This window comes from Phytohabitans houttuyneae (genome assembly GCF_011764425.1).
In the GTDB taxonomy this organism is placed as follows: domain Bacteria; phylum Actinomycetota; class Actinomycetes; order Mycobacteriales; family Micromonosporaceae; genus Phytohabitans; species Phytohabitans houttuyneae.
The window spans coordinates 1,615,370-1,631,944 of the sequence record NZ_BLPF01000003.1 but is presented as its reverse complement, the minus strand read 5'-3'; the positions used below and the strand labels follow the sequence as shown (position 1 = coordinate 1,631,944).

Sequence of the window (16,575 nt, the reverse complement as noted above, 5' to 3'; positions counted from 1 at the left end):
ACCAACAAAACGGGCTATCCAGGCGCTACCCTGTGTGATCGCACAAATACATCTAGTCGCGAGGAAGCCCCGCATGCCCATCACGTCCGTCGCTGGCCTCCTGAGCGCCAGCGAGGCCGCCCGCTGTGCCGTCGTCGTCGAGCAGAAAGGGGACGATCCGGTCGAGTACCGTGAACGGGTCATGGCCGGCCTGGTCCTGCACCGCGCCATCGCCCGCGGCCGCTCGTGCGACTTCGTGGTCGTGGGCGGCGCCGGCGGCGACGCACCGCCGGAGGCGATCCGCGAGTGGTGCGCGGGCAGCGACGCCGAGCCGGTCATCTGCCACGAGTCGCGCAACACGCGCGACAAGGCCGAGTCGATCGCCCGCTTCGCCGCCGAGCGGCGCACCACGGCGGTCATCCAGGTCACCGCGCTGTACCACTCGCTGCGCGCCTACCTCACCACCGTCGCCGCGCTGCGGGACAGCGGCGCCGCCGTCCCCGTCCTCAACTACGTCAGCGACGCGGACGACGTGGCGAGCATCCACGCCTGCGTACTCGACGAGATCTTCCTGGCCAAGGAGCTCGACGACCGCCTCGGCTTCGGCCTGGAGCCGGACGCCTACACCGCCTACCTCCAGGCGTCGCGGGAGATGCGGGCGACCCCCGGGCACCGCACCTACCTCGCCCGGCGGCACGGCGAGGCGCGGCGGCTCGTGGCGTACTCGGAGATCGGCAAGGGACACCTGGTCACCGGCCTGCCGACCAAGGAGATCCTCAACAGCTACCTGCCCTGGACCATCGGCGCGAAACAACCCTGTCACCTTGACGTTTCCGCAGATCGGCAGGCTTGGTAGCTTGATGGCGTGCGGTCGAGGTGGCGAGAGGACGTGTGGTGACGAGGCGTCCGGCCACGTCGCTCCCGCTGCTCGGCTGGGTCTTCCTGGCGGTTCTGTATGTCGCGACGGTCTACGTGACGATCGTGACGCGGGTGCAGTGGGGCCCGGACACGGCGTTCCACCTGGCGTGGACCTTCCGGCTGCTCGGTGACTCGGAGCCGGAGGCGGTGCGGCGCACGGTCGAGTTCCTCGCCGACAAGGACGGCATCGACTGCGCCACCTCCAGCCTCCCGTGGTGCAAGCCCGAGAACTACCAGATGTACTTCGCCGGCGACTACGCCGCGACCGTCGGCCCGCGGGTGATGACGCGGCTGCTGTCGGCGCCGTTCGTCGCGGTGTTCGGGCCGTGGTCGATGGTGGGGCTCTCCGTCGTGGCGTACGCGGCGGGCGTCGCCTGCCTCACCGTCCTCGCCACCCGCATGTTCGGTCCGCGGTGGGGGCTGCTCGCCGGCACGCTCGCGATCACGCCGTGGCTCGCCGCCAACTGGGCGGTGCACGCCAACACCGAGGCGCTCGCGATGGCGTTCACCACGGCGGCGCTGCTCGCGCTGCCGCTGCGCCGCCGCACCGGCTGGCGTGACGTGGTGGCGTTCGTGGTGCTCTTGGGGCTCGGGCTCTTCACCCGGCAGTTTGCGATCTCGCTGACCGCCGGCACCGCGCTCGCCTGGCTGCTCGTGGCGGTGCGCGACCGGCAGCTCAAGAACGCGTGGGCGCCGTTCGCGCTCGCCGGCGTCGCGGCCAGCGGCGTGATCGTCTGGGTGCAGGGGCAGATGACCGCCCCGTACGCGAGCAGCTTCTCCACGTTCGCCACCTATGAGAACAACACCGGCACCCACGGCCTCGCCGAGGTTGTCGCGTCGGTGCCCGCGACGGCCGGGCGCATCGTGGCCGGCGACTGGAACCACGTCCGCACCGACCTGGTGCTGACCGCGGTGCTGCTGGCGATGCTGGTCAGCCTGGGGTGGCGCTTCCGCAGCGAGCTGTCCGCGCTGGCCGTGGGCATGATCGTCACCACGCTCGCGCTCAACCTGATCGTCAACGACGACTCGATCTTCCGGTACCACACGCCGAACTACCCGGTGTACGTGATCGCCGCCCTCGCCCTCCTCGCCGACCTCGCGGCCGGCCGCCGCCCGTCCGCCGCCACCGAGTCGCCGCCGGCGGGTCCGCCGCCCGAGCCGCCGGCACGGGTGCCGGTCGCCGCCTGGGTCGCGCTCGCCGCCGTGTACCTGGTGCTGTCGCTGGTCATCCGCAACGTCAACGTGCGCAAGGCCTCGGTGGGCAGCGGCCCCGCCCTGCCCGAGCCGATCGTGGCGAGCTGGCCGGAGAGCGTGACGCCGATCCTCGTGTACGGCGCGGCCGTCGCGCTCGTCGCCTGGCAGGGCAGCCGCCTCTGGGGCCGGTGGGGCCTTGTCGCGGCGGCACTGATGATGGTGCCGTCGGTGATGGTGCCGCTCGCCCGGCCCGAGTTTCTCGAACCCTTCGCCGCCCTCGCCGTCGCCGCGGCGCTCTGCGCGCTGCCCTGGCAGGGCCACACCCCGCGCGGCGGACCGTGGTGGTTCGGGGCGGGGGTGCTGCTGGCCACCGCGATGGACCCGTTCGCCGGCGTGGTCGTCGCGGGCGCGCTCGCGGCCTGGGCCACCCAGCTCGACCGGGGCCTGTTCCCGCCCCGCTCGGCCCGCCCGCCGTGGACCTCCGACCGCCGGCGCGCCCCGGCCCCGTCGCAGCGCACCCCGGACGTCACCGAGGCGGCACCGCGGCCCGGCAACCCGTGGGCGCCGTACCCGCTCGTCGGGGTGGCCGCCGTCGCCGCCGCGCTCGGCGCGCGCGTCGCCTCCGGCCGCGACCTCGTGAACACCGCCGCGGGCGACCCGGCGGTGGCGGTGGACTGGATCCCGGCGGGCTCCGACTTCATGCTGATCGCGGTGGCCGCGCTGGTCGCCGTCGTGGGCGTACGCGCCTGGCGGGACGAGCCGGCCGTGCCGCTCGCCTTCGGCGCGGTGGCCGCCGCGCTCGTGCTCTGCGCGACCGTCGACACGGTCACCGGCCTGCGCCCGGTGGCCGCGCTGATGCCGGTGCTCGCCCTGGCCGGCGCGGCCGCGGTGGTCCGCCCGCTGGGGCACGGCATCGGCATCCGCCTGCGGCGGCGGGAACGCTTGACTTCGAGCGCGCTCTAGCTCCTAGGCTCGCGATCATGCATTACCGCGTACTCGGGGGCACCGGTATCCACGTGAGCGTCCACTGCCTGGGCGCCATGATGTTCGGCTCGGTGGGCAACCCCGACCACGACGACTCCGTACGGATCATCCACGCCGCACTCGACCAGGGCATCAACTTCGTCGACACCGCCGACATGTACTCCATGGGCGAGTCGGAGGAGATCGTCGGCAAGGCACTGGAAGGGCGCCGCGACGACGTCGTGCTCGCCACGAAGGTGCACTTCCCGATGGGCGAGGGCCCCAACCTCGGCGGCAACTCGCGCCGGTGGATCGTCCGCGAGGTCGAGGCCAGCCTGCGCCGGCTGCGCACCGACTGGATCGACCTCTACCAGATCCACCGCCCGGACCACACGACCGACGTCGAGGAGACCCTCTCCGCCCTCACCGACCTGGTGCGGGCCGGAAAGATCCGGGCGTTCGGCTGCTCGGCCTTCCCGCCCGAGGAGATCGTCGAGGCGCACCACGTCGCCGAGCGGCGCGGGCTGGGCCGATTCCGCACCGAGCAGCCGCCCTACTCCCTGCTCGCGCGGGGCATCGAGGCCGCGGTGCTGCCGGTCGCCCAGCGCTACGGCATGGGCGTGCTCACCTGGAGCCCGCTCGCCTCGGGCTTCCTCTCCGGCAAGATCCGCAAGGACCAGCCGGTCGACCTCACGACCGGCCGCGCCGGCCTCTTCCCGGCCCGCTTCGACCCGTCCATCCCGGGCAACGCCGCCAAGTTCGAGGCGCTGGAGAAGCTCATCGCGCTCGCCGGCGACGTGGGGTGCACGCTGCCCGAGCTGGCGGTCGCGTTCGCCGCGGTCCACCCGGCGGTCACCTCGGTCATCATCGGCCCGCGCACGATGGAGCAGCTGGAGGGCCTGCTCAAGGGCGCCGCACTCACCCTCGACGACGCGACGCTCGACCGCATCGACGAGATCGTGCCGCCGGGCACCGACCTGTACCGCGCGGACGGCGCCTGGCAGACCCCGTACCTGACCGACGCGACCAAGCGCCGCCGCCCACTCGCCGACCGCGCCGCCGCGTAGGCATTGACCAGGCAAGATGCAAGATCCACCTGTCTGGGTCCGCTGCGGTTCGGCCCCGTCGTCGCTGTCGGTGACTGTCGATCAGGTGCAGGCGGTGTGAGCTTCGAGATCTTGGTGAGTTGGCGCGTTATTTCGACGCTAACTTGCCAAGATCTGCCGGAGCGGGCACCTGGGTTGAGCTGGCCGATCGCGGAGGGTGAGGCGGCAACCGCGGGCATAGCGGCAGCTCACCTCTAACTCAAAGGTCGGACTTTAGAAGGCTCACCCTGACCGCGGAAGGACTCCAGACGACGAAAACTCCGAAAGTCGAGCAGCACTAACTCCCCTAGATCTCGAAGTTCACGCCGCCTGCCCTTGATCGATGGTCACGGACCGCAACGACGATGCCGCTTTTGTTCCGGGCCGGGCGGCGAAGTCAAGGGGTACTCAGACCTGGCCCTTGTGCGGGTTGGCTGGGGGTCGGGGTGCATCAATGTGCCCTCGCAGGGGGGCGCCTTTTCGCCACAAAGGGACCGGCCGCGCATGGATCAGGGACCCGGGTGGCCGGTATGGGGGTCCCAGGTCTGCGACAAGCCAGCCGCACCCGCGCCGGCCAAGTCCCGCGGCTGCGGCCGGTCAACCCCGGCAAAGCTTTAGCGCCCAAGCCGCTCTGACGCCAGCCCGTGGCGGTGCGCGGTCAACGGCGTTGGTCCGTTGCTCGCTGGTGGGCGCATTCGTGCGCCCAGCTCGAGAGCCGCTCACGGCCACCCCTTGGAACAGATCGTCCAGGGCTGGTGCGGGGTGCAGGGGTTGGACGGTGTCCCGAGGGCCGGTGCGGGCCCGGGGCGGAGCGTGGGGTTTGGGCGGTGGCCCGACGGCTGGTGCGGAGCTCCGGGCGGGGCGCGGGGGCGTGTCGCGCGGGCCTGGCAGCGGAGGTCGGGGGTCTCGGCGAGCGCCAGCGAGCCGCCGACCTGCGCGGTCTCCGGCGGGAGCAACGGTCCGCCGCTGACGCGGACCCGGGCAGGAAATGCCGTGCGCCTACCAGCGGCGGAGGATGTCCTGCCAGGGTCGTAGTCGGCGTCGTTGATCAGCCCTTCGGCACGCAGGCGGGCCAGGTCACGCAGGCGCGCCGGCGCGTCGAGGGCGCCGGGGCGACCGCGGCGGCCGGTGCGCGCCCGCGCCTGGCCGCCGCGGTCAGAGGTCGAGGTCGACGCAGGCCGGGTCGTGGTCGGAGCCGTCGCCGCTGATCTGGGTGCGGCGCATCACGTGGGCGCCGGCGACCGGCAGGTCCGGGCTGGTCCAGATCTGGTCGAACAGGTTGAACGTGGTCACGCCCTTGGCCCGGTGCCGGTTGGTCCACATGTGCGGGCTGAGGTCGCCGAAGGCGTCGTCCGTCAGGGCGCCGTTGCGCTTCGGGCCGGCGATGGTCGTGCCCTTGCCGATCTGCTCGACGAGGCCGGCGTCGGCCAGTGGGGCGAGGGTCGGCGCGTCGGGTGCGTCGTTCATGTCGCCGGTCATCACGACGCGGCTGGTCATCCGCAGCTTGCGCAGGATCGCCCGGATGGCCTTGGCCTGCGCGGTGCGGCGGGCGTCGATGCGCTCCCGCTCCTGCGCGATCTCGGCCGGGCTGAGCGTGAACTCGTCCTGGATGAACTGGCTCTTCAGGTGGTTGACGAAGATCCGCAGCGGCTTGCCGTCGGGGGCGGTGACCTCGGCCTGGAGCAGGTCGCGGCTGAACACGGCGGCGCCGTCCGGGCCGGGCCAGAAGCGCCACGAGCTGATCCGGGTGATCGGCAGGCGGGAGCAGATGGCCACGTCGATGCGGCGGCGGTCGTTGCCCTCGACGACCACGCGGAACGGGTACTGGATGCCGCGCTTGTCCAGGTCGTCGCGGTGGAAGGCGTCCAGCGCGTCCTGGTCCTCGACCTCCTGGAGGCAGAGCACGTCGGCGTCGAGGGCGGCGATGCGGCGGGCGATCCAGTCGCGGGCCTTCGGGTCCTTGCCGCGCACGAGCTTGCCCTGGAACGTGCGGAGCACCCCCGTCAGCGGCGTGTCGCCGGGCACGGTCACCTCGACGACCTCGGGGTGGGCACTGGCTGGGCGCCGGTGGCCGCGTTGCCGGCGACGCCCGCGGCCTCGGCGGCGCTGGCGTTCAGCGTGGGCACGGCCTTGTCGGAGAGGGTGCGGGGAAGGTCCGCCTCGAAGGACCAGCGGGAGAAGAGATTGTTGGCGTTGAATGTCGCGATCCGGATCGACACGGGTACCGCCTCACGGTCTGAGCTGCGCTTTCGTTCAAAATAGGGCGGTACCCGGCCGCATGTTGTCAGAACTGTGACGTATCAACCCATGGACACGCCGATCGCGCCCGGAAGGGGGAGGCGCAGGGTGCCCTCGGCCGCCCGCCGGGCTGTCGCGTCTGGACAGAGGCCGACCACCAGCGCGTCGAGCCACGCCGTGTCGATCGGGTGCTCCTCGGGGATGCCGGCCTGGTAGTGGCTGAGGTTGGTGGCCACCGACAGCTGCCGGTCGCCGTCCACAGTGTGCAGCGAGATCGTGATCTGCCCGATCACGCCGCCGTCGTGCCCCCACCGCTCGCCGCACGGCGTCGGCACCGAGTAGACACCCAGCCCGTAGCCGCCCGCTTCGGGCACCGCCGGGTCCATCGGCACGGTGGTGCGCATCTCGGCGAGCTGGGCCGGCGGCAGCAGCCGGCCGCCGAACAGCGCCCGGTAGAACGTGTCCAGGTCGGACGGTGTGGAGATCAGCTCGCCCGCGGTCCAGGCCCACGACATGTGGTACCGCGCCAGGTCGCGGACGCCGAACAGCGCGAAGTGCGCGCCGGCGTGCGGGCCGCGGATCGCCGGGTCGGCACCGGGGAAGTACGTGTCCGCGAGCCGCAGCGGCCGGATGACGCGCCGGGTCACCTCGGCGGCCGCGTCGTTGCCGGTGACCTTTTCGATCAGCAGGCCGGCGAGGATGTAGCCGGTGTTGGAGTACGAGTACCGCTCGCCGGGCGCCCCGGTCGCGGGCAGCGACAGTCCGATCCGGACCAGCTCCTGCGGCGCGAACGAGGTCTGGCCCACGCTGATCACCTCGGCCAGCGTGTCGAGCAGCGCGTCGGTGTAGTTGCCGATGCCGCTGGTGTGGTTGAGCAGCATCCGGATGGTGACCCGCTGGCCCAGCTCGCCCGGGACGAGGTCGGGCAGCCACCGCCCGACCGGGTCGTCGAGCCCGACCCTCCGCTCGGCGGCGAGCTGGAGGACCGTGGTGGCCACGAAGCTCTTGGTGATGCTGCCGACGCGGTGCCGCATGCCGGCCTCGGCCGGGCGTCCGGTGGACAGGTCGGCGACGCCGGCGGCGCCCGACCAGGTGCGGCCCCCGTCGCGGACCTCGGCCTGCACGGCGGGCACCCCGGCCGCGTGCACGGCGGCGAGCGCCGCGCGGAGGGCACCGCGGTCGATCGGGCCGGCGGGCGCGGACGAAGCCGCGGCGGGCAGCCCGGCGACCACCGCGAGCAGCACGGCGGCGGCCGCGACGGCGCGCACCATCTGTCGTCTTCTCATCCGCCCATCGTCGGCGGCCGATCCCGTGAGCGCGTCACCCCACGGCGGGAACCGCGTGTCCGTCCGAAGTGGGAGGCGACGGGGGCTCATCTGATACGTGGCGGAGTGGTCGGACATCCGTCGTACGGACGGCGGGCTGCCGACCACCGTTTCGGTGGTGCAGACTGTGCCGCGTGGAAGCGCTGCGGCTCTTGGGCGGCCGATACCGGCTGGAGGACCAGATCGGCACCGGCGGCATGTCGGTGGTCTGGCGGGCCACCGACGAGGTGCTGCGCCGGCCGGTCGCGGTGAAGGTGCTGGCCGGTCGCCTCGCCACCGACGCCGGCGCCCGCCTGCGCATCCAGGCCGAGGCCCGGTCCGCCGCCCGCCTCGCCCACCCGCACGTGTGCGGGGTGTTCGACTTCGGCGAGTCGACCGACGAGTCCGGGCGCGCGGAGCCGTTCGTGGTGATGGAGCTGCTGCGCGGGCCGACGCTGAGCCAGCGGATCGCCGACGGGCCACTGCCCCCGCTCGAGGCGATGCGGGTCTGCGCCGAGGTGGCCAGCGGCGTCGCCGCCGCGCACGACGCCGGCCTCGTGCACCGCGACATCAAGCCGTCCAATGTGATCCTCACGCCCGGCGGGGCGAAGGTGGTCGACTTCGGCATCGCCGCCGCGGCCGGCCCGCTCGAAGACCTCGACCAGGACGACCGCATGATCGGCACGCCCGCCTACCTGGCGCCCGAGCGGCTCACCGGCGACCAGGTCGTGCCCGCCTCCGACGTGTACGCGCTGGGGCTGCTCGTCCACTATGTCCTCGTCGGCAGGCTGCCGTGGGCCGCCGAGACCACGACGCAGATGCTGCGCGCGCACACCTACTCCGAGCCCGACCCGCTGCCCCCGGTCGCCGGCGTGCCCGCGGAGATCGCCGACCTGTGCGGCCGCTGCCTGGCCAAGGACCCGGCCGACCGGCCGACGGCCGCCGAGGTCGCGGACGCGCTGGCCCGCGCGGCGGGTGTGGTCCTGCGACCCGCCGCCGCGCCGCGCGAGGTCGCTCCGGCCGGCGATGTGGCGGCCGACAACGAGCCGACGGTGGAGCCCGGTGGCCAGCGGCGCCGGCAGCGCACGCTCGCGGTCGCGGTGGGCGCCGCCACGGTGGTCGCGACGGTCCTGGTGGCCGCGTTGATCGCCGGCCCGGGCGGCGGCTCGCCGGGTGCGCTCGCCGAGCAGCGCCCGCCGGACGCGGAGACGACCGCCAGGGCCGGCGACCCGGCCACGGCGGCGACGGTGCCGGGCGGTTCCGACGGCGCGCAGTCCGGCGGCGGCGGGCCTGTTCCCGGCGGGCAGCCGGGCCCCGTCCCGGCCACCGGCGACGTGTCGGGCGCTCCGGCCGGCTCGCAGACGCCCACCACGACCCCGGCGCCGGAGATCACCACGGCGGAGCCCGAGCCGACGCCGTCGGTGATGCGCTCGCCCGACCCGCCGCGGACCGTCACGCTCACCTCCGACGGCGGCAGCGTCGTCGCCCGGTGCCAGCGCGACGGCGAGGTCAAGGCGCTGACCTGGAAGGCGGCCGAGGGTTACCAGGTGGTCAGGAAGGAGCCGGGGCCCGCGCTCGTCGCGCGCATCTGGTTTGCCGGCCCGACCGTGGTCCGCATGAAGATCCGCTGCGTGGACGGCTCGCCCACCTGGGTCAACTCGCCGGACTGACCTCGATCAGGTCCGCGTCGTAGGTGCCGGTCCACCGCACGGGCAGGCCGGCCGCCATCAGGTGCGCGCCCGAGTAGGTCACCCCGCCGGCCGTGTACCTGGCCGACGGGTCCAGGCCGCGCAGCGGGAGGCGGACCGGGCGTGCCGGCACGGTGCCGAGGCCGTCGAGCGGGCCCGGGTTCCAGGCGAGCACCACCACCCGGCCGCCGAGCGTGTACTGCACCGCGCAGCGCGCGCCGTCCGGACCGCCGATCCGGTGCACCTCACCGCCGGTGACGACGTCGCGGACCTCCTTGTACCGGGCGATCCACCGCGCCGCCTCGGCCCGCTCGGCGGCGCTCCAGTGCCGGATGTCCGCGCCGATGCCGAGCACGCCGGCGCTGGCCAGGACGAACCGGAAGGCGAGCGACCTCGGCCGCACGTCGAACAGCCCGGTCGCGTCGGTCACCCACGAGCTCATCAGGTGCGGCGCGTGGGCGCGCAGGAAGCCGTCCTGGATGCGCAGCCGGTCGATCGGCGCGGTGTTGTCGCTGGGCCACACCACGTCCACCCGGGACGCCATCGCCAGGTCGACCCGACCCCCGCCGGCCGCGCAGCCTTCGACGGTCACGTGCGGGTGGTCGCGGCGCAGCGCCTCCAGGATCCGGTACAGCGCGGCCACGTGCGCGCCGTCGAGGTCCGGCTCATCCAGGGGTACGCCCGTGCGGCCCGGCTCCGTGCGCGGGCGGTTGAAGTCCCACTTGAGGTACGAGATGTCGTACCCCCGCAGCAGGCCGTCCAGTGTGGAGTGGACGAACTCCTCGACCTCCGGCCGGCCGAGGTCCAGCAGGTACTGGTTGCGGATGGTGGTGCGGGGCCGGCCGTCCACCTGGTACACCCAGTCGGGGTGCGCCTCGTACAGGGCGGAGCGGGGGTTGACCATCTCCGGCTCGACCCAGAGCCCGAACTCCAGCCCCAGCTCGCGCACCCGGCCGACGAACGTGTCGAACCCGTCCGGAAACTTCGCCGGGTCGGGTGTCCAGTCGCCGAGCCCGGCGGTGTCGTCGCCGCGCCCGACGAACCAGCCGTCGTCCACCACGAACGTCTCCACGCCGATCTCCGCCGCCACCTCGGCGAGGGCGAGCTGCCCGGCGGCGGTGACGTCGAAGAACGTGGCCTCCCACGAGTTGTAGATGACCCGGCGGGTGCGGGTGAGGCGGTCGCCGGCCAGCCGCCGCTCGTACGCGTGCCAGACCCGGGCGAGCCCGTCGACGCCGTCCGCGCTGTACGCCCCGGCGGCCACCGGCGTGACCAGCGTGTCACCGGGCGCCAGGGTCAGCGGCCAGTCGACGGCGACCCGGCCGGCGCGCACGCGGGTGAGGCCGGCGGCGTCCCGCTCGGCCGCGATCCGCCACGAGCCGGTCCAGGCGAGCGCGACACCCCAGGTGGGGCCGGCGTCCGCGGCGTCCTGGACGGCGAGGTACGGCGAGAACTGGTGCCCGGTCACGCCGAGCGCGCTGCCGATCTCGAACCGGCCGCGCCACAGCTCGGTGGTCGCCGGCGTGAACTCCTGCGCCCACTGTCCACTCAGGTACGTCAGGCGGGCGCCGTGCGGGGTGGGCACCGAGAAGCCGGCCGAGCCGAACTCCACGAGCCGCAGCGGCGCGCCGCCGGTGTTTGTCAGCTCGACCCACCGCTCCACGACGTCCGAGTCGGGCGCCAGCCGGTAGTGCAGGGCGGCCCGCAGCCCGGTCGCCGCGTCGGCGAAGTCCACGCGCAGCAGCTCACCCTCGTGGGAGGCGCCGTCGAAGGTCCAGGACAGCGCCCGCGCCGGCCGCACCACCAGGTCCGGTCCGGCGAACGGGCGGGCGCCGTCCGGCGCGTACTCGACCGGGGCCACGTCGCCGGGCGTCATGTACTGCGCATTGCCCAGCCAAGCCACGGGCGAGGGGCCGTCGCCGACCCCGTGCGGACCCCAGGCGCGCAGCTCCAGCCAGCCGCCGTGCTCGGGCAGGCCGACCGTGTACTCGGTGGTCGCGCCGGTGAGCGTCCACTCACGACTCACTTCGAGAACCCTTCGTTGAGCCGCCGCTGCAGGTCCACATCGTTCCACATGGGATGGTGCGGCGCCGCGTTCGAGCAGACGAGGGTGCCCCACGCGCCGACCTCCGCCGAGCGGGCGACGGCGTGCGCACAGATCTCGGCGCCGACCGGCCCTTCCTCGAACGTGCCGTACAGCGGGGTGTAGCCGACCCACCCCTCGCCGAACACGAGCGGCACCGAGCGCTCGGCGGCCCAGTCGGCGGCGACGTCGATCCAGGTGTCGAGGGTGGCGCGCATGGCCCGGCGGTGCTCGCCGTACCGGTCGTAGAGCCAGCGGTCCCACTTGACCGGGTCGCACCAGTCGTGCGTGTACATCTCGCGGTGCCGCACGGCCGTCGCGTCCAGGCGCCACCGGTCGGCGGCCGGCGGCTGCCAGTCGTCCAGCGCGGGAGCGCCGTCCCGCAGCAGCTCGGCGTAGGCGCGCTCCTGCGGGTACGGGCGGGTGCCGTCGCGCAGCGCGAACTCGTCGACGAGCTGGTCGAGCACGCCGTACACGTACGGGTGGAAGACCGCGACGTCGGCGTTGCGGGGCAGCCCCCGCATGTACCCGACGGGCACCCGCGCGTAGTTGGCGGTGACCGGCACCTGCGGGTGGCGGGCCCGGAAGCGGTCGATGCCGCCCTCCAGGTACGGCTGGAGGCCGAGGATGGCCGCCTCGCCGCGGGTGCCGGTGACGTCGGCGAGCCGGCCGATCTGCACCTCGTTGTGCAGCTCCACGAACGCCACCCGGTCGTCGAGCCCTTCGGCCTTGAGCAGGTCGACGAGGGAGGCCAGGGCGTCGGCGAGCGCGTTCGCCCGGTCGGCGGGCGGGATCGCGGTGACCGCGCGGTGCCAGGAGTCGTCGGCGAGGAACGAGGGGCTCTGCTGGTACTCCCAGCTGGACACGATCACCGTGAAGCCGTGCCGGGCCGCGCCGCGGAAGAGCGCGAGCAGCTGGGCCCGGCCGTCGACGGTCGTGGTGTGCCGCACGTCGTACCAGCGGGTGCGCTGGCCGTAGTCGCCGCCGAGGCCGCTGAGCCGCAGCGCGCCCGTGTCCAGCGAGGTGCCGAACAGCAGCAGCGGCATCGCGCAGATCCGGATCGTGTTGTAGCCGCGCTCGGCCGCCTGCCGGTACGCCTCGTCGAGGTCCTCGAAGGGCTCGCCGGGGCCGGTGCGCGTGTACCAGGTGAAGTCCCAGAGCGTGATGGTGAGGCGGTCACTCACTTTGTGGATCCCATCAGTAGGCCTGAAACGAAGTGGCGCTGGAACGCGAAGAAGACGATCGCGGTCGGGATGGCGGCCATGATCGAGGCGGCCGCGACGACGTTCCAGTTGCTCACGTAGCCGCCCTGGAGGTTGAGCAGCGCCGCGGTGACCGGAAACTTCGCCTGGGTGCGCAGCACGGTGATCGACCAGATCAGGTCGTTGAAGATCCAGGTGGTGGCGAGCGCGCCGAGCGCCGCCAGCGACGGCCGGCACAGCGGCATGACGATCCGCGCGTACACCGCGAGCGGTCCGGCGCCGTCGATCCGCGCCGCCTCGGTCACCTCGGCCGGGATCGAGCGCATGAAGCCGTGCAGCACGAACGTGTAGAAGCCGAGGCCGAAGCCGACGTGGATGGCGATCAGGCCGACCAGCGTGTCGTAGATGCCGAGCGACTCGGTGATCCGGGAGACCGGGATCAGCAGGATCTGCGGGGGCAGCAGATTGCCCGCCAGCATCACCAGCAGGATGGCCCGGCGGCCCGGGATCGGGTACCGGCTCAGCGCGAACGCCGCCATCGACGACAGCAGCAGGCTGAGGACGACCGCCGGCACCGTCACCTGCACGCTGGTCCACAGCGCCGCGCCCATCGAGCCCTCGCCGAACGCGGTGCGGAAGCCGTCGAACGTGAAGCTGTCCGGCAGCGCGGCCGTGCCCCGGGCCGCGATGTCGTCGAAGCTGCGGATCGAGATCAGCACGACGAACACCATCGGCGCGACCCACAGCAGCGTCAGCGGCACCATGATCGCGTGGAACAACCGGGAGGATCGCGCGGTGGTCACGCCACCTCCTCCTTCAGGGTGCGTACCAGGTACGTGATGATGAACAGCAGCGCGAGGGCGAAGATGACGACGGCGACCGCGGAGGCGTAGCCGAGGTTCAGGAACGTGAAGCCCTGCTGGAACATGTAGGTGCTCAGCAGCTCCGAGGAGTGGTACGGGCCGCCCTGCGTCATCGCCCACACGATGTCGAACGTGCGCAGCGAGTCGATCACGGTCACCGCGAACACGACGGTGTTGACGCCGCGCAGCTGCGGCCAGGTGACGTACCAGAAGCGCTGCCACGGCCCGGCACCGTCCACGGCGGACGCGTCGTCGAGGGACGGGTCGGTGCCCTTGAGGCCGGCGAGGTAGAGCACCATCACGTAGCCGACCTGCCGCCACACGGCCGCGACGAGCACGGCGTAGAGGGCGGTCTTCGGGTCGGCGAGCCACTGCCGTTCCAGGCTTTCCAGCCCGACCGCGCCGAGCATGGTGTTGACGGTGCCGTCCGGCTGGTACTGCACGCGCCAGAACAGGCCGGTGACCGCCAGCGAGAAAACCATCGGCAGGTAGATCGCGCTGCGGTAGACGCCGACGCCGCGGCGTGGCTTGTTCAGCGCGACGGCCAGCGCGAGGCCGCCGGCCACGGAGAGTCCTCCGAAGCCGACGGCCCAGATCACGTTGTTGCCCAGCGCTTCCCGGAACACGTCGTCCGAGAAGAGGTCGCGGTAGTTGTCGAGCCCGACCTGCTCGGGCGCGCCGAGCCCGTTCCACCGGGTGAGCGAGAGGTAGAAGCTGTTGAGGGCGGGCCAGAAGACGAGCCCGACCTCGATGGCGGCGGGTACGAGCAGGAAGAGCCACACCACCGGCGAGAGGTGGCGCCGTTTTCTCGATGCGGCGGCAGCCGTCACGAGCCCCGGACCTTCTGGGCAGAGGACTGCCAGGTGGCGAGGATCGAGTTGACGTCACCGGGGGAGTCGAGAAACTTCGTGAGCGCGGTGTCGGCGGTGCTCTGCAGCTCGTCGCTGGAGTCGCGGTTGAAGAACTGGGTGATCGCCGCGCTCTCGTTCAGCAGCTTGATGCCCTTCTGCACCAGCGGGGAGAACCCGGAGGTGCTCACCTGTGGCGAGGTGGGCAGGTTGGACGACGCGGACTCCTTGATGAACAGCTCCTGCGCCGGCGCGGACGCCAGGTACGAGAGCAGTTCCTTGGCGCCGGCGACGTTCTTGGACTTGGCGCTGGCGAAGTACCCGTCGGTCGGCGCCTCCTCAGCCACCGGCACGCTCGGGTCGATGATCGGCACCCGGAAGAAGTCGATGTCGTCGACCACGTCCTTGGGCACCGACTGGGTGATGAACGCGCCGATCAGGTACATGCCGGCCTTCTTGCTGGCCAGCGGCGTGACCGCGTCCTGCCACGAGTACGAGCGGCCCTTCGGGTCGATGTAGGGCAGCAGCTCGCGGTAGTGCTCCATGACCGCCTTGACCTCGGGGCCGTCGAAGGAGTGCTTGCCGGCCAGCAGGTCGCGGTGGAACTGGGCGCCGTTGACGCGCAGGTTGAGGTAGTCGAACCAGCCGGAGGCGACCCAGGGTGTGGAGCCGGTGCCCATCGAGAGCGGGGCGACGCCCTTGGCCTTGAGCGCCTTGCACAGGTTGATGAACTCGTCCCACGTGGTCGCCGGCTGCACGCCCCACTCCTGGAACGCGCTCTTGCGGTAGAAGACGCCCCACCAGTAGTAGTTCGTCGGTACGAAGATCTGCTTGCCGTCGGCGCCGGTGGAGAGCTCCTTGAGCGCGGGGGAGAAGCTGGCGCAGGCGCCGTCTCCGCTCCACAGGTCGGAGACGTCGAGCAGGAAGCCCTTGCCGGCGTAGTCGCGGGCCACCGAGCCGGCGTACCAGGTGAGCACGTCCGGGGGCGTGGCCGAGTTCAGGTACGTCGGCAGCTGGGCGCGGAAGGTCTCGATCGCGATCGTGTTGAGGGTGACCTTGGTCTTCGTGTAGCCCTCGACCACCTTTGTCAGCGCGGCCTTGGGGGACGGGTCGGACAGCGACGACTGGAGCGTGAGGGTCGCCGAGGAGCCGCCGCCGCTGTCGGAGCTGCTTGTCGCGCAGCCGCCGAGGAGGGCGGCCGCACCCAGGCCGCCGAGGCCGGCCAGGAAGCCGCGGCGGCTGAGTTCGCTGTGAACCATCGTTGTCCTCCTGCGAAACAAGGCTTCCGGGGCTGGCGGGATCCATGACTGGGCGCGGAGCGACCAGCTCGGATCGGGCCGGCGGCCGGGACGGATGCGAGCGGATGTGAGCCAGTTGGCTTTGTAAGCGGTGTGTTTCCGAAAGGTTGCATCAGCCGCAGCCGGCTGTCAAGATATCTTCGTAATTAATGATTAGTTGCTGGGGGTCGTAGGTGAGTCGCCGCCTTGAGGGCAAGAATGCCCTGGTCACGGGCGCTGCGTCAGGCATCGGCGCGGCTTGCGCGCGCCGCCTCGCGGCCGAAGGGGCCTCGGTCGTGCTCGCCGACCTGCGCCCGTGCGACGGCGTGGTGGACGGCCGCTCCCTGCCGGTGCGCGCCGACGTGTCCGACGAGGGGGACTGGGCCGCGCTCGTGGCGGCCGCCCGCGAGCGCTTCGGGCCGATCCACGTCCTTGTCTCCAACGCGTACGCCGTCGAGGTCGCCCCCGCCCACGACACGAGCCGCGCCTCCTGGGACCACCAGATCGCGGTCAGCCTCACCGGCACGTTTCTCGGCGTCCGCGCCTGCCTGCCCGACCTGCGCGCGACCGGCGGCAGCGTCGTCGTGGTGTCGTCGGTGCACGCGCTGGTCGGGCTTCCCGGCCGCCCCGCGTACGCGGCCGCGAAGGGCGGGCTTGTCGCGCTCGCCCGCCAGCTCGCCGTGGAGTACGGGCCCGAGGTGCGGGTCAACACCGTGCTGCCCGGTCCCATCCTCACGCCGGCGTGGGACGGGGTCTCGGAGGCTGACCGTTCGCGCAGTCTGGCCGAGACGATCGCCGGACGCTTCGGTACCCCGGACGAGGTGGCCGCGGCGGTAGCGTTCCTCGCGTCGCCGGACGCCAGCTACGTCACGGGCGCCAGCCTCGTCGTCGACGGGGGCTGGACAGCGGTGAAGTCGTCATCCTGACAGGTCG

At 72.5% G+C, this 16,575-nt stretch carries 13 protein-coding genes; 5 read left to right on the top strand and 8 right to left on the bottom strand.

What is annotated here, in order from left to right; genetic code table 11:
- The first annotated feature begins 73 nt into the window (after window positions 1-73).
- Genes Phou_RS42375 through Phou_RS42365 form a run of 3 tightly spaced genes read left to right on the top strand, consistent with a single transcriptional unit; the run spans window position 74 to window position 4,121 of the window.
- Entirely contained in the window at window positions 74-835 is a 762-nt protein-coding gene (locus tag Phou_RS42375) for a YdcF family protein (RefSeq protein WP_173068704.1), read from the top strand.
- Between the two features lie 38 nt (window positions 836-873).
- A complete protein-coding gene (locus Phou_RS42370; protein WP_173068701.1) occupies window positions 874-3,054 on the top strand; it encodes an ArnT family glycosyltransferase in 2,181 nt (726 codons plus the stop codon).
- A gap of 17 nt (window positions 3,055-3,071) precedes the next feature.
- Window positions 3,072-4,121 carry an aldo/keto reductase gene (locus tag Phou_RS42365; RefSeq protein WP_173068698.1) on the top strand — a complete coding sequence of 350 codons (1,050 nt, stop codon included), beginning with the start codon at window positions 3,072-3,074 and terminating at the stop codon, window positions 4,119-4,121.
- Window positions 4,122-5,294: 1,173 nt separating this feature from the next.
- Here Phou_RS42365 and Phou_RS42360 read toward each other — a convergent pair.
- From Phou_RS42360 to Phou_RS42350, 3 genes are all read right to left on the bottom strand, one after another.
- On the bottom strand, window positions 5,295-6,170 hold the full coding sequence (locus Phou_RS42360) for an endonuclease/exonuclease/phosphatase family protein (protein ID WP_173068695.1): 876 nt from the start codon (window positions 6,168-6,170) through the stop codon (window positions 5,295-5,297).
- Window positions 6,167-6,358 (bottom strand): hypothetical protein, encoded by a 192-nt coding sequence (locus Phou_RS42355; protein WP_173068692.1) that lies wholly within the window; start codon window positions 6,356-6,358, stop codon window positions 6,167-6,169. Before Phou_RS42355 ends, Phou_RS42360 begins: the two co-directional genes overlap by 4 nt.
- An 81-nt stretch (window positions 6,359-6,439) precedes the next feature.
- The gene (locus Phou_RS42350) at window positions 6,440-7,663 is read right to left on the bottom strand and encodes a serine hydrolase domain-containing protein (RefSeq protein WP_246274384.1); all 1,224 of its coding nucleotides are present in this window, start codon (window positions 7,661-7,663) and stop codon (window positions 6,440-6,442) included.
- Between the two features lie 173 nt (window positions 7,664-7,836).
- Here Phou_RS42350 and Phou_RS50765 point away from each other — a divergent pair, with 173 nt between their 5' ends.
- Window positions 7,837-9,351, top strand: a complete 1,515-nt coding sequence (locus Phou_RS50765) for a serine/threonine-protein kinase (RefSeq protein ID WP_246274383.1) — start codon at window positions 7,837-7,839, stop codon at window positions 9,349-9,351.
- Here Phou_RS50765 and Phou_RS42340 read toward each other — a convergent pair.
- The 5 genes from Phou_RS42340 to Phou_RS42320 are packed head-to-tail and all read right to left on the bottom strand — an operon-like array spanning window position 9,335 to window position 15,624.
- Window positions 9,335-11,395, bottom strand: a complete 2,061-nt coding sequence (locus tag Phou_RS42340; protein WP_173068690.1) for an alpha-galactosidase — start codon at window positions 11,393-11,395, stop codon at window positions 9,335-9,337. The two genes, Phou_RS50765 and Phou_RS42340, sit on opposite strands and share 17 nt — an antisense overlap.
- The gene (locus Phou_RS42335) at window positions 11,392-12,636 is read right to left on the bottom strand and encodes a cellulase-like family protein (RefSeq protein WP_218579516.1); all 1,245 of its coding nucleotides are present in this window, start codon (window positions 12,634-12,636) and stop codon (window positions 11,392-11,394) included. Before Phou_RS42335 ends, Phou_RS42340 begins: the two co-directional genes overlap by 4 nt.
- A complete protein-coding gene (locus tag Phou_RS42330) occupies window positions 12,633-13,457 on the bottom strand; it encodes a carbohydrate ABC transporter permease (RefSeq protein ID WP_246274382.1) in 825 nt (274 codons plus the stop codon). The genes Phou_RS42335 and Phou_RS42330 overlap by 4 nt, the downstream gene beginning before the upstream one ends.
- Window positions 13,454-14,347, bottom strand: a complete 894-nt coding sequence (locus tag Phou_RS42325) for a carbohydrate ABC transporter permease (RefSeq protein ID WP_173068687.1) — start codon at window positions 14,345-14,347, stop codon at window positions 13,454-13,456. The genes Phou_RS42330 and Phou_RS42325 overlap by 4 nt, the downstream gene beginning before the upstream one ends.
- Window positions 14,344-15,624 (bottom strand): ABC transporter substrate-binding protein, encoded by a 1,281-nt coding sequence (locus Phou_RS42320; protein ID WP_173068685.1) that lies wholly within the window; start codon window positions 15,622-15,624, stop codon window positions 14,344-14,346. The genes Phou_RS42325 and Phou_RS42320 overlap by 4 nt, the downstream gene beginning before the upstream one ends.
- A gap of 212 nt (window positions 15,625-15,836) precedes the next feature.
- On the opposite strand from Phou_RS42320, the gene Phou_RS42315 reads away from it, so the two are divergent.
- A complete protein-coding gene (locus tag Phou_RS42315) occupies window positions 15,837-16,568 on the top strand; it encodes an SDR family NAD(P)-dependent oxidoreductase (RefSeq protein WP_173068683.1) in 732 nt (243 codons plus the stop codon).
- Window positions 16,569-16,575 lie beyond the last annotated feature (7 nt).

Coding starts and splice junctions, on each gene's coding strand:
- Phou_RS42375 (WP_173068704.1), top strand. CDS start 74: ATGCCCATCACGTCCGTCGCTGGCCTCCTGAGCGCCAGCGAGGCCGCC.
- Phou_RS42365 (WP_173068698.1), top strand. CDS start 3,072: ATGCATTACCGCGTACTCGGGGGCACCGGTATCCACGTGAGCGTCCAC.
- Phou_RS42350 (WP_246274384.1), bottom strand. CDS start 7,663: ATGAGAAGACGACAGATGGTGCGCGCCGTCGCGGCCGCCGCCGTGCTG.
- Phou_RS42320 (WP_173068685.1), bottom strand. CDS start 15,624: ATGGTTCACAGCGAACTCAGCCGCCGCGGCTTCCTGGCCGGCCTCGGC.